Source organism: Marinobacter sp. ATCH36 (assembly GCF_023555055.1).
Taxonomy (GTDB): domain Bacteria; phylum Pseudomonadota; class Gammaproteobacteria; order Pseudomonadales; family Oleiphilaceae; genus Marinobacter.
Window position 1 is genome coordinate 64,984 of record NZ_JAMJPL010000004.1, and the last position, 19,858, is coordinate 84,841.

The window sequence follows — 19,858 nt, forward strand, 5'->3', positions numbered from 1 at the left end:
CCCTGCACGCGCGCGCAGGCCAGACAGGCGCTTTTCAGAGGCTCCCGTTTTATAGTGTTCTGGTGGCGCCGAATCAACGGGGCGTTTTGCTGGAGGCGTCGTAGGTTAACGACTCCGCTGATTTGCCCTCATTCGCAAGGCGCTCATTCTCATCTTCGCATTTCTGGGTATTACCACCGCAGATATCGCAGGATTTGCTGATACCCATGGCGCCAAGGCCCCCACATGAACCACTGATTGGCTTGCGGCCGAATATAACGCCTACCGACATGCCAGCAACCAGTAGTACAACAATTGTCAGAACCAGCAGAAAAGTACCCATAGGAGGTCTCTCCGTTAATTTGTCAGGAACGAGGAAAAGGCCGGTGTGTAATCCGTTTCAAACCCGTCTTCACCCCGAACTATGAAATAGGCGGCAATGTTTTCACGTGTGGCAAGCTCCTTTGCCTGCTCAAACCCCATAACATTGAAGGCCGTCGCCAGAGCGTCTGCATTCATGCAATCGTCAGCTATAACCGTGACCGACGCCAGATTGTGACGGATCGGTTTGCCACTCTTGGGGTCTATTGTATGTGAAAACCGCTGCCCTTCCGATTCGTAATAGTTACGATAATCCCCCGAGGTTGCCATCGCCTGGCCCTCCAGGGCAACCACGCGGTTGATTTCCCGCTGCTCCGAAACCGGCTCTTCGATGGCCAGGCGCCAGGCTGTATCGTCCGGTTTACGCCCCTGAGCCCGGACTTCACCGCCAACTTCCACCAGATAGGCGGATAAGCCCTCGGATTCGAGGAAACGCGCAACCGCGTCCACCCCGTATCCCTTTGCTATTGCAGACAGATCAACGTACTGGTTTGGACGGGCCCTCAGCGCTAGCGGTTCATCCTTTATCTCAAGCTTGTCATAGCCGATGTTTTCAATTCTGGATGCAAGCTCAGCGTCGTCCGGCACCTGCTCAGGCCGGGCATCAGGGCCGAACCCCCACAGATTGACCACCGGGCCGACAGTCACATCGAAAGCGCCACCGGTCAGTTCAGACACGTCCCTGGCCGTTACCAATACCTCATGAAGTGGTCGGGAGATCTCGGTCCACTGACTCTGATCGTCCAGGCGGTTAAACCGGGATAATTCCGAGTCGTCCCGCCAGGTAGACATTGAGGCATCAACTTCTTCGAGTGTTTCCTCGATGCCAGCCGCCAGCTTTTCAAGCCGGTCCGCGTCTTCCTTCAATACCACATTGATATGGTATTGCGTGCCAAACACCGGCCCGGATATCTCCCAGATTTTTTCTTCATCTTGAAACGAACAACCCGCCAGCGCGGCAACGGCCAGCGCCCAAAAGGCGCTGACCAGAACCACCCTGGCGGGTCGTGTCATGCTGAATGTCATCTGAGCTGATTAACCCCCGAAGTCATCCAGCATGATGTTCTCGTCCTCAACCCCGAGATCCTTCAGCATCTTGATGCAGGAGGCGTTCATGATAGGGGGCCCACACATATAGAACTCACAGTCTTCAGGAGCCGGATGGTCCTTCAGATACTTTTCGTACAGCACGTTGTGGATAAAGCCAGTCGGGCCTTCCCAGTTATCCTCAGGAAGCGCGTCAGAAAGCGCCACGTGCCACTCAAAGTTGTCGCACTCTTCCTGAAGCTGGTCGAAATCCTCGACGTAGAACATCTCTCGCACGCTTCGGGCACCATACCAGAAGCTGATCTTGCGCTTGGAATTCAGGCGCTTGAGCTGGTCGAAGATGTGTGACCGCATGGGAGCCATGCCGGCACCACCACCGATGAAGACCATTTCTGCGTCGGTTTTCTTGGCAAAGAACTCGCCAAACGGACCCATCACAGTAATCTTGTCACCCGGCTTCAGGTTGAACACATAGCTGGACATGATGCCCGGCGGATGGTCCGTACCCGGAGGCGGTGACGCAATCCGAATATTGAACTTCAGAACGCCCTTCTCCTCCGGATAGTTTGCCATGGAGTAAGCGCGTATGGTGTCTTCCTTGTTGATCGCCTTGTAGCGCCAGACATCGTGTTTGTCCCAATCCCCCTGAAATTCCTTTTCGATATCGAAATCCTTGAAATCGATTTCATAGGGAGGACATTCTAGTTGCACGTAGCCGCCAGCCCGGAAGTCCACTTCCTCACCTTCCGGAAGCTTCAGGATCAGCTCTTTGATGAACGTCGCCACATTGTGATTGGACAACACTTCGCATTCCCACTTCTTGACGCCGAAGAACTCTTCCGGCACCTCAACCTTCATGTCCTGTTTCACCGGAACCTGGCACGACAGGCGCCAGCCTTCCTTCTCTTCCCGATTGGTAAAGTGGGTCTTTTCCGTAGGCAACATGGCGCCACCACCTTCCAGGACCTTGCATTTACACTGGGCACAGGTGCCACCGCCACCACACGCGGATGAAAGGAAAATGCCGTTATTAGCCAGAGTACCAAGAAGCTTGCTACCGGCTTCCGTCTTAAGCGTGTGCTCTGGATCATCATTAATTTCGATGGTCACATCACCGGTGCTTACCAGCCTGGACCGTGCCGCGAGGATGACCGCGACAAGGGCAAGCACGATAACGGTGAACATGACCACGCCGAGAATAATTTCTGTATTCATGGTCTCGCCTTTTCGTTAAACCGAATCACCGGATTGGTTACAGTGAAATACCTGAGAACGACATGAAGCCCAGCGACATCAGACCAACCGTAATGAAGGTGATACCCAGGCCCCGCAGGCCCTCGGGAACGTCACTGTACTTCAGCTTTTCACGGATCCCGGCCAGGGCAATGATAGCCAGAGCCCAGCCAACACCTGCACCAAACCCGTAAACCACGCTTTCGCCAAAGGTATAGTCACGCTCTACCATGAACAGTGAGGCACCGAGGATGGCACAGTTCACTGTAATCAGCGGAAGGAACACGCCGAGCGCCGCATAGAGCGCCGGAATATACTTGTCCAGAATCATTTCCATGATCTGGATAAGCGCGGCAATTACACCAATATACGTAAGCAGTCCCAAAAAGCTCAGGTCCACGTTCGGCAAACCTGCCCAGTCCAGCGCGCCTTCCCTGAGAATCGTATTATAGAGAAGATTGTTCACCGGAACCGTAATCGTCAGTACAACAATAACGGCGATACCAAGGCCGGTAGCTGCCTCAATCTTCTTGGAAATGGCCAGGAAGGTACACATCCCCAGGAAGAAGGCCAGTGCCATGTTTTCAACAAAAATAGCCTTCAGAATCAGACTGATATAATGTTCCATCAGAAGGCCTCCTTGACGGTGTGGCGAGACATCTTGTACTCGGGCTCTTCCACCTGCTCCGGCTTCCAGGTCCGCAGACCCCAGATGGCCAGACCGATGATGAAGAACGCGCTCGGCGGCAGCAGCAACAGGCCGTTGGGAATGTACCAGCCACCTTCGTTAACAACCGGCATCAGGGATACGCCAAACAGCGAACCTGCACCCAGAAGTTCACGGAAGAAGGCCACGAAGATAAGCAGTACCGAGTACCCCAGGCCGTTACCAACGCCATCCAGGAAACTCAACCAGGGGCCGTTCTTCATGGCAAAGCCTTCAGCACGCCCCATGACGATACAGTTGGTGATGATCAGACCAACAAATACCGAGAGCTGTTTGCTGATCTCATAGGCGTAAGCCTTGAGCACCTGGTCTACCACGATAACCAGCGAGGCGATAATGGTCATTTGAACGATGATCCGGATACTGCCTGGAATCTGCGTGCGAACCAATGACACCGCAAGGTTGGCGAAGGCCGAAACTGCAATAACCGCCGCACACATAACCAGCGTCACGTTCATGCTGGTGGTCACCGCGAGCGCTGAGCAGATACCAAGTATCTGCAACGCGATCGGGTTGTTACTGAAAATCGGTTCGAAGAGAACCTGTTTGGCTGAAGCGTCTGCCATGATCAGACCTCCCCTTCACGAAGTTTTTGCAGGTAGGGTTCAAAGCCCCGATCACCCATCCAGTAGTTGACCAGGTTTTCCACACCGCGGCTGGTCAGTGTCGCACCGGATAGCGCGTCCACTTTGTGCTCCTTGTCGGCTGCATCTGTACTCACACCACCCTTGACCAGACGAATCTGTGGTTCCTCAAGCTCATCACCGTAGACTTTCTTGCCCACCCACTGACTTTTCCAGCGCGGGTTATCTACTTCACCACCAAGACCCGGCGTCTCGGCGTGGTCATAAAAGCCCAACCCCTCAATGGTATTGGCATCGCCTTCCAGCGAGACAAACCCGTAAAGGGTTGACCACAAGCCGTAACCGTGGACCGGAAGTACCACACGAACCAGTTCGCCGTCTTCCTCAAGCGTGAAAACCTTGGCGATGTTCGGACGGCGTTTGATGCCAGCCTTGTCTTCCTTTGCAGGAATGTTGGTAGAACGCTCAGGGTCAGAAGCAGCCTTGTACATATCATACTTCATAGGATCTTCAACGCCGACTGCGGACGGATCCACGTATTCACCGGTATCAAGATCTACAAGGCGTACTGTGAAGCGAGAGAATTCCGCCTCTATCTCATCTGCGCTGGCACCAGACTCCAACATACCAGCTGCTGCCAGCATATTGGAACGGATATCCAGGTTCTGATTCTTCACCTGCGCCGGCCGGAGCATGACGGCTGCCGTGGAAACCACCACAGAGAAGGCAATACTCAGCACCAGCGCAACCATCAGCGTTCTGGAGACAGTTTCTTTAGCTTTAGCCACGTGCGAGCCTCCGTTTGATGTTGGCCTGAACCACATAGTGGTCCATCAGCGGTGCGAAAAGGTTGGCAAACAGGATTGCCAGCATGATGCCTTCCGGGAACGCCGGGTTAATCACGCGGATCAGTACCGTCATAACGCCCACCAGGATACCAAAGCACCAGCGACCGGTGTTGGTCATGGCGGCAGACACGGGGTCCGTGGCCATGAACATCATGCCAAAGGCGAAACCACCCATGACCAGGTGCCAGTGTGCGGGCACGTCGAACATCGGATTGGTTTCGGAGCCGATCACGTTCAGCAACAGTGACATAGCGATCATGCCGATCAATACCCCCCCGACAATACGATAGGAGGCAATCTTCATCACCAGAAGAATAATACCGCCGATCAACACAGCAAGCGTTGATGTCTCACCCATGGAACCCTGAATAGAGCCCATGAACGCTGACATCCAGCCAATCTGCGTTTCCAGCGCTTCCAGGCCACCACTAGCTGCCCAGCTGAGCGCCGTGGCGCCACTGAATCCATCAACCGCTGTCCACACTGTGTCACCGGAGATTTGTGCCGGGTAAGCAAAGTACAGGAAGGCACGCCCGGTCAGCGCCGGGTTGAGGAAGTTCTTGCCGGTACCGCCGAACACTTCCTTGCCGATCACAACACCGAAGGTGATGCCCAGTGCCACCTGCCACAACGGGATTGTCGGCGGACAGATCAGCGCGAACAGCACTGAAGTGACGAAGAAGCCTTCATTGACTTCGTGACGACGCACGGTAGCGAACAGAACTTCCCAGAAACCACCAACCACAAAGGTCACGAAGTAAATGGGTACGAAGTACGCCATGCCGTAAACGAAATTATCCCAGATACTGGCAGCATTATTGCCAGCCAGAGCGCTGATAAAGGCGGTACGCAGGCCTCCGTCACCCATCAGCGCGTCGGGATTCGACGCCAGGTAACTGTTAGCCTGGAAGCCGATGTTCCACATCCCGAAGAACATCGCCGGGAACGTACACAGCCACACCGTAATCATGATGCGTTTCAGGTCAACGCCATCACGTACATGGGATGTGGTCGAGGTGACCGATCCGGGTGTGTAGAAAATGGTATCGACGGCCTCGTACAGAGCATACCAGCGCTCGTACTTGCCACCTTTTTCAAAGTGGTGTTCTATGCCATCGAGAAACTGTCGAATTGCCATCTGTTAGCCCTCGATCTCGATTCGGGTCAGGTTCTCTCGGAGAATCGGACCGTATTCGTATTTACCCGGGCACACGAACGTGCACAGTGCCAGATCTTCTTCATCCAGTTCCAACGCCCCCAGTTTCTGGGCCATTTCTGTGTCACCGACAATCAGCGAACGCAGCAGCTGCGTTGGCAGAATATCCAGCGGCATCACTTGCTCGTAGGCCCCTATCGGAACCATGGCTCGCTCGCTGCCATTGGTCGTGGTGGAGAAATTGAACAGTTTGCCCCCTGCCAGCTTCGACAGGTAGATGTTCAGGATCGAGAACTTGTTCGGGCCCGGAGACAGCCAACCCATGAACTCCCGCTTGTAGCCTTCTTCCAGAACTGAAATCTGGTTGGCGAAGCGACCGAGGTAGTTACAGGGTCCGTCGCCACGACGGCCGCCAAATACGGAACCGGAAATGGTGCGAACCTCACAGTCTGTGGCAATTTCACCGTCCAGAAGTTCCTCAAGGCTGGCACCAATCCGGGTACGAAGCAGACGAGGTTTCAGAGCCTTGGGCCCACCCACTGCCACCACTTTTTCTACGGGTAGCTCGCCGGTTTCGAACAGCTTCGCAATATCGATAACGTCCTGATAACCAATGCTCCACACGACCTTATCGACAGCAATCGGATCAAGGTAGTGAATATGGGTGCCAACGTTGCCCGCCGGGTGGACACCATCGAACTGGTGCACTTCCACATTGTCGTCAGACGGAACCGGCACATCCGAGCCAGGTTTACCGGTGACAAACACCTTGCCGTTCGTCAGCCTGGTGAGAATCTTCAGGCCCTGCTCGAACGCAGCACCGTTCTCACGGATGATGACCGTGGGATCCGCGGCCAGCGGATTAGTATCCATCACCGAAACGAAAATGGAGTGCGGGGCCGAATCGATTTCCGGCACCTTGCTGTACGGACGGGTTTTGAACGTCGTCCACAACCCGGACTCAACCAGGTTATCAACAACCTGCTGGCGCTCAAGGCCGGCAATATCGGATTCGTTGTAGCGCGCGAAGGTTTCAGCGTCGTCACCATCAATTTCAATGACGACGGACTGAAATACACGGCGCTCACCGCGGTTGATTTCCTTGACCACACCGGCAGCCGGTGAGGTATAACGAACGCCCTCGGTCTTCTTGTCCGTAAACAGCAGCGTACCGCGCTTTACACGGTCCCCTTCTTTCACAGCCATAGTCGGCTTCATGCCGATGTAGTCAAAACCGATCAACGCCGCGTGGCGAACGGGTTTGCCGTCAGTAATGGTCTGTTCAGGAGCGCCGCTGATGGGAAGATCCAGGCCTTTTTTGATCTTGATCATTAGCCTCATCCAATCATCAGAAACTATTCGATGGATTTGTAACGCCCGACTCTGCGGCCCAGGTGTCCTGGTACAGAAATCGATGGGAAGCGGGTGTCAGACGTACCCAAAATCGCGCCAATTATAGAGATTAAGGAATACTATTTCCACCAGAAACCCAGTGGGGTTTGTGCCTGAACGTAAATAAAGAATGGTTTACAGGCGCAAAAAAAGAAACCCCGATCGCAAAACGATCGGGGTTTACCAGTCAGACTGAGTTCAGCAGCTGTTTTTCAGTCCCTGGCCCGCTTCGGAAAGATCGGGTAGGTGACCCCCGCCATCTGGTTAACCACACGGACAACCTGCGCGCTGTAACCCGCCTCATTGTCGTACCAAACGTAGAGAATCAGGCGTTTGCCATTGGCAATGGTGGCCTGGGCGTCCACGATGCCGGCATGGCGGGAGCCAACGAAGTCGGTGGAGACCACCTCCGGCGAATTGACGAAGTCAATCTGCTTCTGCAGCTCCGAGTGCAGTGCCATGTCGCGGAGGTACTCATTGACTCCCTCAACCGTGACATCTTTTGCCAGATTCAGATTCAGAATGGCCATGGACACATTCGGGGTCGGCACACGAATAGCGTTACCGGACAGCTTGCCCTTGAGTTCTGGCAGCGCCTTGGCGACAGCCTTGGCGGCACCTGTCTCGGTAATTACCATGTTCAGGGGCGCACTACGACCACGACGGCTACCCTTGTGGTAGTTATCGATCAGGTTCTGGTCGTTGGTGTAGGAGTGAACCGTCTCAACATGACCATCTTCGATCCCGTACTCATCACATATAGCCTTGAGCACCGGCGTAATCGCGTTGGTGGTACAGGACGCAGCCGAGAGAATGCGATCCTCATCGGTAATCCAGTCGTTGTTGATACCGTGAACGATATTCTTGATATCACCTTTGCCTGGCGCCGTCAGCATAACCCTGCTGACGCCTTTTGACTTCAGGTGCAGACCGAGGCCGGCTTCATCACGCCAGATACCGGTATTGTCAATCACGATGGCATTATTGATGCCGTACTGCGTGTAATCCACCTGGTCCGGACCCGGCGAATAAATCACCTTGATAAAGTTGCCATTGGCAATCAGGGCAGAATTCTCCTCATCCACACTGATCGTGCCATTGAAGGGACCATGAACAGAATCGCGGCGCAGCAGGCTGGCGCGTTTTTCCAGATCGTTATCAGCGCCACCCTGGCGCACAACAATAGCGCGCAGGCGGAGGTTGTTTCCGCCACCGGCCTTTTCAATCAGGATGCGTGCAAGTAAACGACCGATACGCCCAAAACCATAGAGCACAACGTCCTTGGTATCGTTTTCAGCGTCCTGCTCGGACTGCGTCTGATATTGGCCCACAATCGGAGCGATTTCGCGATTCAGGAAATCGCCGAGGGAGCCGCCCTCTTCCTTGAACTTTACGGCGAGTTTACCGATATCGACGTGCCCGCGCCCGAGCTCCATCTTGTCCATTGCCTGCAGAATGGGAAGGGTGTCGTGAACCGACAGCTCACTGTCCTCGACCTGGCGCACGAAGCGGTGCGCACGGATAATGTCGATAACCGACTGATTGATGATGGCGCGACCGTAAACGGAAGTAACCACATTGTTCTTGCGGTAGAGGCGGCCGATCAACGGAATCATGGCCTCCGCTGTGGACTCTCTTTCCGTCCAGTTAGACAGGTGCTGGTTGATCTGTTGGTGACTCACGCTTGGACCTCTGCAGTTGGAACCTGGAAAATTGGGCGCACATTATCCAACGTTATAGGTCAGACAGCAAATACAGACTGCCATTCCATACGTACTGGTTTGCCGCCAATGTCATGACACCGCCATCTCTCGCCGGTAGAATACGCGCCTCGCCGGTTTTCGGCCGTCATTTTCCAGGAGAACCACAACGATCATGAACCAAGGTGCCTCCCATTCCGACAGACACGCCGTACTGGTGGCGCCCCCGGTTCCACACAAAGCAGCGGATCACAGAACCTGGGGGCAATTGCAAGGCAGCGCCGACGCACTGGCGATCTGCGAGAGCGCGCAAGCTCACACAGGACTGACCCTGGTCATTACCCGCAGCACCGACGAAGCCATTCGCCTGGAACAGGCTATGCGCTTCTATCTCGGCCTGCCTGCCGACGAGGATCAGGCCGCCATCACGCCCGACGGGCTCGAAGTACTCTCCCTGCCGGACTGGGAAACGCTGCCGTATGACCTGTTCTCACCGCACCAGGACATTACCTCCCGGCGCATCCGGGCGCTGCACCGATTGCCCACAACCACCCACGGCGTTTTGGTGGTGCCTGCCCGCACGCTTATGCACCGCTTGCCGCCAGTCAGCTACCTGCAGGGCAACACGCTGCTGCTGGAAGTGGGGCAGTCGCTGGATATCGATAGCTGGCGCATGCAACTGGAAGCTGCCGGTTACCGACATGCCGAGAATGTCTATGAACACGGTGAATACGCGGTCCGTGGAGCCATTCTGGATATTTTCCCGATGGGCGCAACCAGGCCCTACCGGATCGATCTGTTCGACGACGAAATTGAAACACTGCGCACCTTTGACCCGGAAACCCAACGATCCCTCGACCGGATCGAAAACGTAGAGCTTTTGCCGGCTAACGAGTTTCCCTGGCATAAGGAAGCCCGCTCGGGATTCAGAAACCGCTGGTTTGAGCAGTTTCCTCACGCCGACAAGAACTCCCCGGTATACCAGGACGTGACCCACGGCATCACTCCACCGGGAATTGAGTACTACCTGCCGCTGTTCTTCGATCAGACCGCAACCCTGTTTGATTACCTGCCAGGGGAAACCCTGGTGTTTACTGCATCCGGTCTCCACGAGGCTGCGGAACACTTTGACGTCGATACTCGGGCCCGATACGAGGAGCGCCGCCATGACCGGATGCGACCTATACTGCCTCCGGCACAGCTCTTCCTTCAAAAAGACGAACTGTTTGGCCAGCTCAAGCATTTCCCGAGGGTCACGCTCACCACGGAGACGACCGACTCCGCTGGCGGTCACAATTGCCCGACCGAGGCTCTGCCTGACGTCTCCATGGACGGCCGTGCGGCCGATCCTGCTGCTCGCCTCAAGCGCTTTATCCATGACTTCCATGGCCGGGTACTGATATGCGCCGAGTCTTCAGGCCGCCGCGAAGCGCTGATCGACAATCTGGCCGATCACGGGCTGCGGGTGACGGCCCTGGAGAACTGGCGGGCGTTCACGGAGAACCCGGACTGCAACCTCGCCATCACGGTGGCGCCGATGGAATACGGACTGGTTCTGCCAGATCATCGTGTAGCGCTGGTTACAGAAACCGCCCTGTTCGGTGAACGGGTACTGCAGCGTAGGCGACGGGAGAAACCCACCGAGGCAGACGATTCCGGATATCGCGATCTCTCCGAGCTGAGAATCGGCGCGCCAGTTGTGCATATCGACCACGGCGTTGGCCGCTATCAGGGTCTGGAAACTATCACCGTGGAAGGGGAATCCAGTGAATTCCTGATGCTGGAATACGCCGGCGGTTCGAAACTCTATGTGCCGGTATCCAGCCTTCACCTGATTTCCCGTTACACCGGTTCCGACACCGATCACGCCCCTCTGCACAAGCTCGGCACCGATCGCTGGAGCAATGCCAAACAGAAAGCGCTGGAGAAGATTCGGGACACTGCAGCCGAACTTCTTGATGTCTATGCCCGCCGGGAAGCGCGCAAAGGCTTTTCCTTTGAAGATCCCAAAGAGGCTTACCGGGCCTTTGCTGCCGGCTTCCCATTCGAGGAGACACCGGACCAGCAGGCTGCGATTGAAGCGGTTTTTGAAGACATGGTCAGCGAGAAGCCCATGGATCGCCTGGTCTGCGGTGATGTGGGCTTCGGCAAAACCGAGGTGGCCATGCGTGCGGCCTTTATGGCCACCTATTCGGGCAAACAGGTGGCGGTGCTGGTGCCCACTACCCTGCTGGCGCAACAGCACTACGAGTCGTTCCGTGACCGCTTTTCCGATACCGCCGTTAGCGTGGAGCTACTCAGTCGGTTCCGTAGCGGCAGCCAGACCACCAAGGCCATGGCTGCCATAGAAGCCGGCAAGGCCGACATTGTGATCGGCACGCACAAACTGCTTCAGGGTGATATAAAGTTTAAAAACCTCGGCCTGGTGATCATTGATGAAGAGCATCGTTTCGGCGTACAGCAGAAAGAGCGCCTGAAAGCCCTGCGGGCCGAAGTCGACATGCTCAACCTGACGGCCACGCCGATTCCGCGAACGCTCAACATGGCTATGGGGCACCTGCGGGACCTCTCTATTATCGCCACCCCGCCGGCCCGCCGCCTGTCGGTCAAAACATTCGTTCGCCAGCGGGATGAAGCCATGGTGAAAGAAGCCATCCTGCGGGAGGTGCTCCGGGGCGGCCAGGTGTATTTTCTGCATAACGATGTCGCCACCATTGAGAAGACCGCCGAAGATCTGCGGCGACTGATCCCGGAAGCCCGCGTGGGTGTCGCACACGGCCAGATGCGGGAGCGTGACCTGGAACAGATCATGTCGGATTTCTACCACAAACGTTTCAACGTACTGGTCTGCACCACTATCATTGAAACCGGCATCGACATTCCCAGCGCCAACACGATTATCATCGAACGTGCAGACAAGTTCGGGCTCGCGCAACTTCACCAGTTGCGGGGCCGGGTCGGGCGCTCCCACCACCAGGCCTATGCTTACCTGCTGACACCACCACCGAGGTCGATCACAGCAGATGCAAAGAAACGCCTGGAAGCCATTTCGGAAGCCCAGGATCTGGGGGCCGGGTTCATGCTCGCCACCCACGACCTGGAAATCCGCGGCGCCGGCGAGCTGCTGGGCGAGGAACAGAGTGGCCAGATTGAGAGCATTGGCTTCACGCTTTACATGCAGCTGCTGGATGAAGCCGTTCAGGCCATCCGTGAAGGCAGAACGCCTAATGCGGAACTGCCCCTGAGCCACGGCACCGAAATGAACCTGCGGATACCGGCACTGATTCCCGACGACTACCTGCCCGATGTTCACAACCGATTGATGCTGTACAAACGAATTGCCAGTGTCAGCGACAAGGACGGATTAAAAGAACTTCAGGTTGAGATGATCGACCGCTTCGGATTATTACCTGAGCCGGCGAAGAACCTGATCCGTCAGTCGGAACTCAGAATCCGCGCAGAAGCCCTGGGAATCGTGAAAGTGGACGCAGGCAAGGAGTGGGCGAGGCTGGAGTTTGGCAGCTCAACACCGGTGGATCCGCTGGTGTTGGTTAAAAAAGTGCAATCCTCACCAGACCAGTATCGCCTCGAAGGCGCCAACAGTTTCCGTTTCCGGCTGAACGACACCTCAACCAGTGGTAAACTCGACGGCATTTCCGACATGCTGGGCCAGCTGGTTTCATGATGCGCCCGGCCCAGAGACCCGAGATGAACAACAGGAACATTGGAGCAAAGCCCTTGCGAACGCCCGGTAACTTACTGTCTGGAAGATCCATTTTCATTTTTGCGGTTGCACTGGCGCTGTCACCGCTGGCATCAGCCCAGCAGTCGTCGGAGCCGGCATCATCAGGGACTGCAGAGGCAGCGGAACCGCGAAAAGACTACTATCGGGCCGAATTCGTTATCCTGGAGCGCAAGACCGACCCGGACGACATTAATGAACGAATGGCCAGCCGCATCCCGGAGCCACCGGACCCGGAACTCACAGAAATGCTTCGGGCCGTGGACGTTAACGGCACGGTTGAAACAACACTGGATCTGGTTCCACGCAGCGAACTGCACCTCAACTCCGCCGCCAATCGACTGGAAAACAGCGGTCGGTACCGGGTTCTTATGGCAGCAGGCTGGTATCAGTCCTTCCCGCCCGATTTCGAGGGTGAACCATTGCAGGTTGCCATCGGCGACTGGCTGGAAGATGCAGGGCACCGAGACGTAGAAGGCCGTATCACCATTGACCGTCAACGTTATCTGCACGTTGATGTGCACCTGAATCACTGGCAACCGATGCCCCGCTCAGAAGAGATGTCAGATGTGAGGGGTGACACACCGGAAGAAGATCAGCGCGCTGAGGCCAGTGAGGACAGTGATGACGCCGTGGAAGGTGATGTCAGCGAAACCGCCGACCAACCTGAGCAGGCGATTACCGGCGTTAACTGGCCAAAAGCGGAACTGCTGACCTGGATACGCGAAACCCGCCGCATGCGCAGCGAGGAAGTCCACTTCCTGGACTCCCCCACTATCGGCGTGCTGGTTTTCTTCAAGAAAATTGAGGAGTAAGGGCGCCCAGGCCGCTCATTGACACTTCGAGTATCCGCTTGATACCAGACATCCCCTGGTCGATAGCGGCCTCGATTTCCGCCATGGTAATGATGTGGTCCGATTTACCGGCGGCATGGTTCACCACCAACGCCAGGCATACGTAGTTCATCTTCAGTTCCGCCGCCAGCGCAGCCTCGGGCATGCCGGTCATGCCCACCAGGTCACAGCCATCCCGCTCCAATCTCCGAACTTCCGCAGCCGTTTCCAGCCGTGGCCCCTGAGTGGCTGCGTATACGCCAAAATCTGAGAATTGCAGTCCTTCATCACGCGCGGCAGCAATCAGAAGTTCACGGGCCTTTTCGGTATAGGGCCAGGTGAAATCAATGTGTGTTGTTTCTTCCAACTCGCCTTCAAAAAAAGTGCCTGCCCTGCCCCAGGTGTAATCAATGATCTGGTCTGGTATCACAATATGGGCCGGCCCCATATCCGGGTGGATACCACCGACCGCATTCACCCCTACCACCGTATCAACCCCGGCGTCATGGAGTGCCTGCAGATTGGCCCTGTAGTTGACCTGATGCGGCGGAATGCGGTGCGGATTTCCGTGGCGGGACAGGAAAACGACGGGTTGCTGGCCGAGATATCCCTCCACCAGAACTGACGACGGCTGTCCCCAGGGCGTGTCAACGGACCGTTCCCCCGTTATCTGAAGGCCAGACAAGGTTGTCAGCCCGGTACCACCAATAATGCCAACCGGCCGATTGTCGTTGAGTTTGCTCATGAAGATTCCCCCGTAGCCTCGGCGCTGTCACCCTGGGTTTCACTGGAGTCTGCACTGCCATCCACCGGTGCGGTGCTAGCGCCAGGCTCCGCGCTGGAAGCCTGGTTATCACCGTCCTTTCCGGATTCGCTGCTGGCCAGACGCACGCCGTCTGGCAAATGAAGTGTCCGTGTCGGGAAAGCAACTTCGGCGCCATGGCCTTCAATGATGTCACTGATCTTCAGCAGCACATCCTGCTTGACCTCATGGAATCGCACCCACTGAATCGTTCTGGTGAAGGTATAAACCATGATATCCAGGGACGATGCGTTGAAAGCCAGGAAATTGACGATCAGGGTCTGGTCCTGATCAATGTCTTCATGGTTTTCCAGCATGGAACGGATCTCTGCAACAATCTCTGCCATGCCGCTGGCGTCTGCGTAGCGGATTCCAATCGTTTCCGAGATACGGCGGTTAAGCATCCGCGAGGGGTTCTCCACCGAAATCGTGGTAAAGACCGCGTTGGGGACATAGAGAGGACGCTTGTCGAATGTGCGAACAGTGGTCAGACGCCAGCCGATATGTTCAACCGTGCCCTCGATATTTCGATCCGGAGAGCGAACCCAGTCGCCCACTTTAAAAGGCCGGTCCAGGTGAATTATAAATCCGCCGAAAAAGTTGGCCAGCAGGTCTTTCGCTGCAAAACCGACCGCAATGCCGCCGACACCACCAAATGCCAATACACCGGAAATGCTGAAACCCATGGACTGGAGCGCGGTCAGTGAAGCGGTAATGATCACGACCGCCCGGGAAAGCTTGCTGATCGCATTAACCGTGGTGTAATCCATCGGTGTTTTCATCTTCAGGGGCGAAGTCAGCATTTCCTCGCCCTGCTTGATCAGCCGCAGTAGGGTCCACACCAGCAAAATGATGAAGCCAAGTTGCAACACCTTGTCATTCGCCGAAAATATTTCAGCTTCCGAGTAGCGTTTAGCAACCTCGGCTGCCCAATAAACACCCTGCAACCAGACGAAAGCCACCACCGGCTTCCTGGCCGCGTGGAGCAAGGCGTCATCCCAGAAGTTATCGGTCCTCTCGAAACGACGCTCTGCGACCCCCACAATGAAACTGGCAAGGTAGGCAACCACTGCGGTGCCGAAGACCAGGGCGAAGACCACGACCCCGACCCGCCAGCCCTCCGACAACAGGTTAAAATCCTGAATCCAGCTATTCACTAAGGCAGGCGTTTCTTCGATCATCGATTCCCCCGGTTCGGTGACGGGTTACAATTAGAGACGGACAATGCGTTCACTCAATAAAAACAGGTATGCCCGGACTCAGCCGGCCGTATAGATCGACCACATCCAGGTTCCGCATGCGGATACACCCATGGGACCGAGGAACCCCCATGGGTTCAGAGTCCGGTGTGCCGTGAATGTATATGAAGCGGCGAAAACTATCGACCCCGGGGCCACGATTTTTCCCACGCTCCAGACCACACAACCAGAGAATCCGGGACAATATCCAGTCCCGTTTGGGAAACTGCCGGGCCAGTTCCGCCGAATACACCTCACCGGTTGGGCGGCGTGCGACGAACACCGAGTTCAGGGGAGTACCCTCACCAATCATCGCCCGCACATAGTGCCGACCTGTTGGCGTGCAGCCACTGCCGTCGTTTTCGCCAGGCCCGCTCAGTGCAGTGGAAACAGGGAAGGAAACCGGATTTGAGGCGTCCTGCGTAAACAGGGTCAGTGTCTGTTCGCTCAGGCTGATCTCAATACGGGGGACTGGCGTCGAAGACAAGTCACTTGGCATGCAGTGTTACGCTCCCGGCGGAAAAAGCAAACCAGAAGCCTAACCGAGAGCGGGTAAGTCAGGCAACCGAGGGTTTGGCGGCCGGAGACACCAGCATCGCATCCTTGGCCTGCATCCCGGCGGCAAGGAACGGCACCAGACGCGCCGCAATTTCCTGGACGGTGGTCTCCACGCCCAGTTTATTCTGCAGGATGTCTCTCAGTGCGTCACTGCTGGACATGGTAAAGGCGGTGGCTCCCAGCATGAACTGAATACGCCAGTAACGGTCAACCGAAGACAACTGAGGTGTCGCTTCTTTGAGAAGCCGCATGAAGCGACTGAACGGCTGGCTGTACTCCTGCTCAAGGAACTTGCGCAGGTGCCCCTGGGACTGAGTGTAGGCAAGGCCAAGCAAACGCATGAATATGGAAATACCCTTTTCGTTGCGCTGAGGCATGCGTACTGCACTTTCCGTCAGCGCCCAGAGCGTCTGATTGAGTGTGGGTGGCTCACCATCACAACGGGCCTCAAGTTCATCAAACGCATTGTCGAGCGTTGCCGAAAAAGGTGTCAGGAAGCGGGCGAACACGGCATGAATCAGTGCATTCTTCGAGCCAAAGTGGTAATTGACAGCGGCCAGATTTACTTTAGCCTTACTGGTAATCATCCGTAGCGAGGTTTCAGAAAACCCACGGTCTGCGAAAAGCTCTTCCGCTGCATCCAGAATCCGGTCAACCGTATCAGACTGCGCCATTTTATTATCAGTGCCTCTAGCAAACGTCTGTTTAAAACATACGTTTGACCGGCTATCTTGTCAAGTTCTCCTGTCCGGCTCGGACGCTACTGACTCCCAACCCTTGTCGATTGCCTGCTGGTGGCCCTCGAAAAATACCTGCTGGGCTCGTGAATAGGCTTTCTCCGCCTCCAGCAGATAAACCAGATAAAGACGGACGTGTTCACGCCGCGTCATATTCCGGGCCAACGCCCGGCGCTCTGACAACGCCAGGAGCTCGCTGAAACGCATAGCCTTGAGCGCCGGATTGAATTCGGCCATGCGGGCACATTGCCATATCAGCCCTTCTTTTCCCTCCAGGTGCTCAATATGCTTGCGTGCGTCCCGCAACAGACGCCGCCGGCGGACTATCAGGTCCATATACGAGGGGCGCGACGTATACAATCGCCGAATCGCCGGTACACCCATCAACAGGATAATCACAAACGCACCGAATCCGCCGCCGGCAATCCAGGCGGGCACGAAACCTGTCATTCCGCTGAGGAAGATTACCGCCGCCAGCAATGCGCTGAATAACCATAGATCCCGATTTCTGCGTGCCGCGGAAAGCGTATAGTTATCGGGCCAGTCCGGCAGCGCCAGCAGCTCGAAATCCAGCAGCAACACCCGGTCACACTGCCGCAACATAAGTCTCAGCTTGCGCTGCCGGGACTCAGCCAGTGTCGTTTCGATATCCTTCGGGTCCTCGCTGGCTGCACTCTGTTCATCAGCCTCAGCAGCGGAAACCTCCCGTCCAGTTCCAGATGATGCAAACTTTGCGGATTCCGCACCAACAATATCCGACTTTTCCCCGGCCACGGCAGGCTGCGGATCCGCAGGACGCCCTTTGCGCAAAAGCGGCTCCTCCGCATTGGTTCTGTGCCGGACTGTGCTCTCGTTCTCTGCCATCGCTGGTTATCCGTTGACTGTATCCGGGCCAAAACCATAAAACTGTGCCCGCTCCTTTTGTCTATCGACCACACCCGTGGATCCTTGAGCCCGGGGGCGATAGCTGTATCCTGCCAAACATGCCTTGGCATGGCCGCATGCTATCGCTATCCTTGGTTCCTACCATGAAGCCATTACCGGCCGCAATCCGTTGAAGAGGCATGAATGTTTACAGGTATTGTTCAGGGTGTTGCCACCATTGACAATTTATCCACTGAGCCGGGGCTTACAAGCTTCGCCATCCGTTTTCCCGAGGAGCAGGTTCACGGCGTTACCATTGGAGCATCCGTCGCAATCAATGGCACCTGCCTCACAGTCACCCGGCAGGAGGGAAACCGGCTCTACTTCGATGCCATGCAGGAGACACTGCGCGCCACCACCCTGGGAGACCTCAGGGCCGGGGACCGGATTAATTTCGAGAGGGCTGCCAGGATCGGCGACGAGATCGGAGGGCACCTGCTGTCTGGTCACGTTCACACCACCGCAGACATTGTGGCAATTAACCGGCCCGAGAATAATTGCACCCTGGAGTTCGAAGTGCCGGAATTCTGGGCCAGATACATCTTTCCGAAGGGCTACATTGCCATTAACGGTTGCAGCCTGACCATTGGGGAGGTTCAGGACAACCGTTTTAATGTGTACCTGATTCCGGAAACCCTGCGGGCCACCACTTTTGGCGACGCCTCGACCGGCACCCGGGTAAATATCGAAATTGACAGCCAGACCCAGACCATCGTCGATACCCTGGCGAGAATGGGCTACGACCGACCAGCTTCCTGATTACCAGCCTCGAACACCACAAACTTCGGGTCGGCCTCCAACTGGCGAACCGTTGAAAAAAAGCGCCTGAGGCTGCGGTGATACCCGAGGTGACGATTTCCCACCATCAGCATTCGTCCGCCAGGTTCCAGATGGCGGACGACCTGCCGGAACAGCCGCAGGGCAATGTGATCGCCAACCACGCCGCCCTCGTGAAATGGCGGGTTCAGCAGGACCAGCCCGAAACGTCCGGCATCCTCCGGAATACCATCGCTATGATGGAATGCAACTTCGGCTTCCGGGAACGCCTCTGAAGCATTGTCACGGGCACTGACCACAGCCTGGCTGGAGACATCTGAAAATGTCACCGCCAACGCCGGGTTTTCCGCCAATGCCGTCAGGCCCAGCACACCATTGCCACAAGCAAGGTCCAATACTCTGGTCCCGGGCGCCAGGTCCGCAGCGTGGCGTGTAACTAACGGCAGAAGCAGCCGGGTGCCAATATCCAGCCGATCCCTGGCGAATACGTTGGGCATGGCGCTGATATTATGTTCCAGGTGCGGCAATAGGTAGCCCTTCCAGAAATCATCCCAGTTCCTCAGGGTTCTGTCTCCGGGACCGGCAACAATGACCCGCGCCCTCTTGCGGGCCGGGCACACTTCGCGTGTGTGCACCAGATCCGCGAATACGCTGGCACTGCTGTCCGGCAAATGCTTGATCATACCGCCGGCGATGAGCGTGCCGTCAGGATCGATCAACCCGTTTACCCAACGCAAAAGGCAGACAAGATAGTCCAGCTGTCTTGGAATGCGCATGACCACCAGATCAAATGGTCCTTTCGGGGGCGCCAGCCAACTTGATGGCACCACCACATCCTGTCCGGAAGGCGTATTCATGATCAAAGCGGATGCCAGCGAACTGCTGTCAGCGAAGGAAGCCGGGGTAAATGATGCCAGCCCGAGCGTCAGCGCGCCGAACTGGTCATCGATAATGAGCACACGAAGACCGGATTCGGGCGTAAAGCGAGTAAAAGTCTGTTCCAGCAATTGCTCGTCAGCCGCGTCCCAGGCCCGCAATGAATGCCCACCACCGGGACGCTTCAGAGCCAGGGAGATACCACTCACTTCCAGCACGTCGGTTGTCATGTCGGGCTTCCGCTCTTCGGTTACGAAACAGCGGGTATTCTAGGCTGATTATTCTAGAAATTAACCCTACTCTTAGCTGACGATTTCAGGTTGC

At 56.1% G+C, this 19,858-nt stretch carries 18 protein-coding genes; 3 read left to right on the forward strand and 15 right to left on the reverse strand.

Annotated features, from left to right (window positions below):
- Positions 1-73: 73 nt before the first annotated feature.
- From nqrM to M8010_RS13400, 9 genes are all read right to left on the reverse strand, one after another.
- Entirely contained in the window at positions 74-322 is a 249-nt protein-coding gene (nqrM, locus tag M8010_RS13360) for a (Na+)-NQR maturation NqrM (RefSeq protein WP_250091941.1), read from the reverse strand.
- 14 nt (positions 323-336) lie between these two features.
- Entirely contained in the window at positions 337-1,386 is a 1,050-nt protein-coding gene (locus M8010_RS13365) for an FAD:protein FMN transferase (protein WP_250091942.1), read from the reverse strand.
- A gap of 9 nt (positions 1,387-1,395) precedes the next feature.
- Positions 1,396-2,622, reverse strand: a complete 1,227-nt coding sequence (nqrF, locus tag M8010_RS13370) for an NADH:ubiquinone reductase (Na(+)-transporting) subunit F (RefSeq protein ID WP_250091944.1) — start codon at positions 2,620-2,622, stop codon at positions 1,396-1,398.
- 37 nt (positions 2,623-2,659) lie between these two features.
- Complete coding sequence (nqrE, locus tag M8010_RS13375) at positions 2,660-3,268, reverse strand: NADH:ubiquinone reductase (Na(+)-transporting) subunit E (protein ID WP_250091945.1); 609 nt, start codon at positions 3,266-3,268, stop codon at positions 2,660-2,662.
- Positions 3,268-3,933: an NADH:ubiquinone reductase (Na(+)-transporting) subunit D gene (locus tag M8010_RS13380; RefSeq protein ID WP_250091947.1), complete on the reverse strand. Its 666-nt coding sequence runs from the start codon at positions 3,931-3,933 to the stop codon at positions 3,268-3,270. Before M8010_RS13380 ends, nqrE begins: the two co-directional genes overlap by 1 nt.
- A 2-nt stretch (positions 3,934-3,935) precedes the next feature.
- Positions 3,936-4,739 carry a Na(+)-translocating NADH-quinone reductase subunit C gene (locus M8010_RS13385; protein WP_250091948.1) on the reverse strand — a complete coding sequence of 268 codons (804 nt, stop codon included), beginning with the start codon at positions 4,737-4,739 and terminating at the stop codon, positions 3,936-3,938.
- A complete protein-coding gene (locus tag M8010_RS13390; RefSeq protein WP_250091950.1) occupies positions 4,732-5,937 on the reverse strand; it encodes an NADH:ubiquinone reductase (Na(+)-transporting) subunit B in 1,206 nt (401 codons plus the stop codon). Before M8010_RS13390 ends, M8010_RS13385 begins: the two co-directional genes overlap by 8 nt.
- Before the next feature lie 3 nt (positions 5,938-5,940).
- Positions 5,941-7,287: a Na(+)-translocating NADH-quinone reductase subunit A gene (locus M8010_RS13395; protein ID WP_250091951.1), complete on the reverse strand. Its 1,347-nt coding sequence runs from the start codon at positions 7,285-7,287 to the stop codon at positions 5,941-5,943.
- Between the two features lie 272 nt (positions 7,288-7,559).
- Positions 7,560-9,029 (reverse strand): glyceraldehyde-3-phosphate dehydrogenase, encoded by a 1,470-nt coding sequence (locus M8010_RS13400; RefSeq protein ID WP_250091953.1) that lies wholly within the window; start codon positions 9,027-9,029, stop codon positions 7,560-7,562.
- Between the two features lie 193 nt (positions 9,030-9,222).
- Between M8010_RS13400 and mfd the strand changes: the two genes are divergently transcribed.
- Entirely contained in the window at positions 9,223-12,732 is a 3,510-nt protein-coding gene (gene mfd / locus M8010_RS13405) for a transcription-repair coupling factor (RefSeq protein WP_250091954.1), read from the forward strand.
- A gap of 23 nt (positions 12,733-12,755) precedes the next feature.
- Positions 12,756-13,604 (forward strand): CsiV family protein, encoded by an 849-nt coding sequence (locus M8010_RS13410; RefSeq protein ID WP_250091955.1) that lies wholly within the window; start codon positions 12,756-12,758, stop codon positions 13,602-13,604.
- On the opposite strand, the gene M8010_RS13415 is transcribed toward M8010_RS13410, so the two are convergent.
- Genes M8010_RS13415 through M8010_RS13435 form a run of 5 tightly spaced genes read right to left on the reverse strand, consistent with a single transcriptional unit; the run spans position 13,585 to position 17,821 of the window.
- Entirely contained in the window at positions 13,585-14,367 is a 783-nt protein-coding gene (locus tag M8010_RS13415; protein WP_250091956.1) for an S-methyl-5'-thioinosine phosphorylase, read from the reverse strand. The genes M8010_RS13410 and M8010_RS13415 overlap by 20 nt on opposite strands.
- On the reverse strand, positions 14,364-15,605 hold the full coding sequence (locus M8010_RS13420; protein ID WP_250091957.1) for a mechanosensitive ion channel family protein: 1,242 nt from the start codon (positions 15,603-15,605) through the stop codon (positions 14,364-14,366). Before M8010_RS13420 ends, M8010_RS13415 begins: the two co-directional genes overlap by 4 nt.
- Positions 15,606-15,654: 49 nt before the next feature.
- A complete protein-coding gene (locus M8010_RS13425) occupies positions 15,655-16,161 on the reverse strand; it encodes a L,D-transpeptidase (protein ID WP_250091958.1) in 507 nt (168 codons plus the stop codon).
- Positions 16,162-16,219: 58 nt separating this feature from the next.
- Positions 16,220-16,894, reverse strand: a complete 675-nt coding sequence (locus M8010_RS13430) for a TetR/AcrR family transcriptional regulator (RefSeq protein WP_250091959.1) — start codon at positions 16,892-16,894, stop codon at positions 16,220-16,222.
- A gap of 60 nt (positions 16,895-16,954) precedes the next feature.
- Complete coding sequence (locus M8010_RS13435) at positions 16,955-17,821, reverse strand: MFS transporter (RefSeq protein ID WP_250091961.1); 867 nt, start codon at positions 17,819-17,821, stop codon at positions 16,955-16,957.
- A 204-nt stretch (positions 17,822-18,025) separates the two neighbouring features.
- On the opposite strand from M8010_RS13435, the gene M8010_RS13440 reads away from it, so the two are divergent.
- On the forward strand, positions 18,026-18,640 hold the full coding sequence (locus M8010_RS13440) for a riboflavin synthase subunit alpha (RefSeq protein ID WP_250091962.1): 615 nt from the start codon (positions 18,026-18,028) through the stop codon (positions 18,638-18,640).
- On the opposite strand, the gene M8010_RS13445 is transcribed toward M8010_RS13440, so the two are convergent.
- A complete protein-coding gene (locus tag M8010_RS13445; protein ID WP_250091964.1) occupies positions 18,619-19,764 on the reverse strand; it encodes a class I SAM-dependent methyltransferase in 1,146 nt (381 codons plus the stop codon). The genes M8010_RS13440 and M8010_RS13445 overlap by 22 nt on opposite strands.
- Between the last annotated feature and the right edge of the window lie 94 nt (positions 19,765-19,858).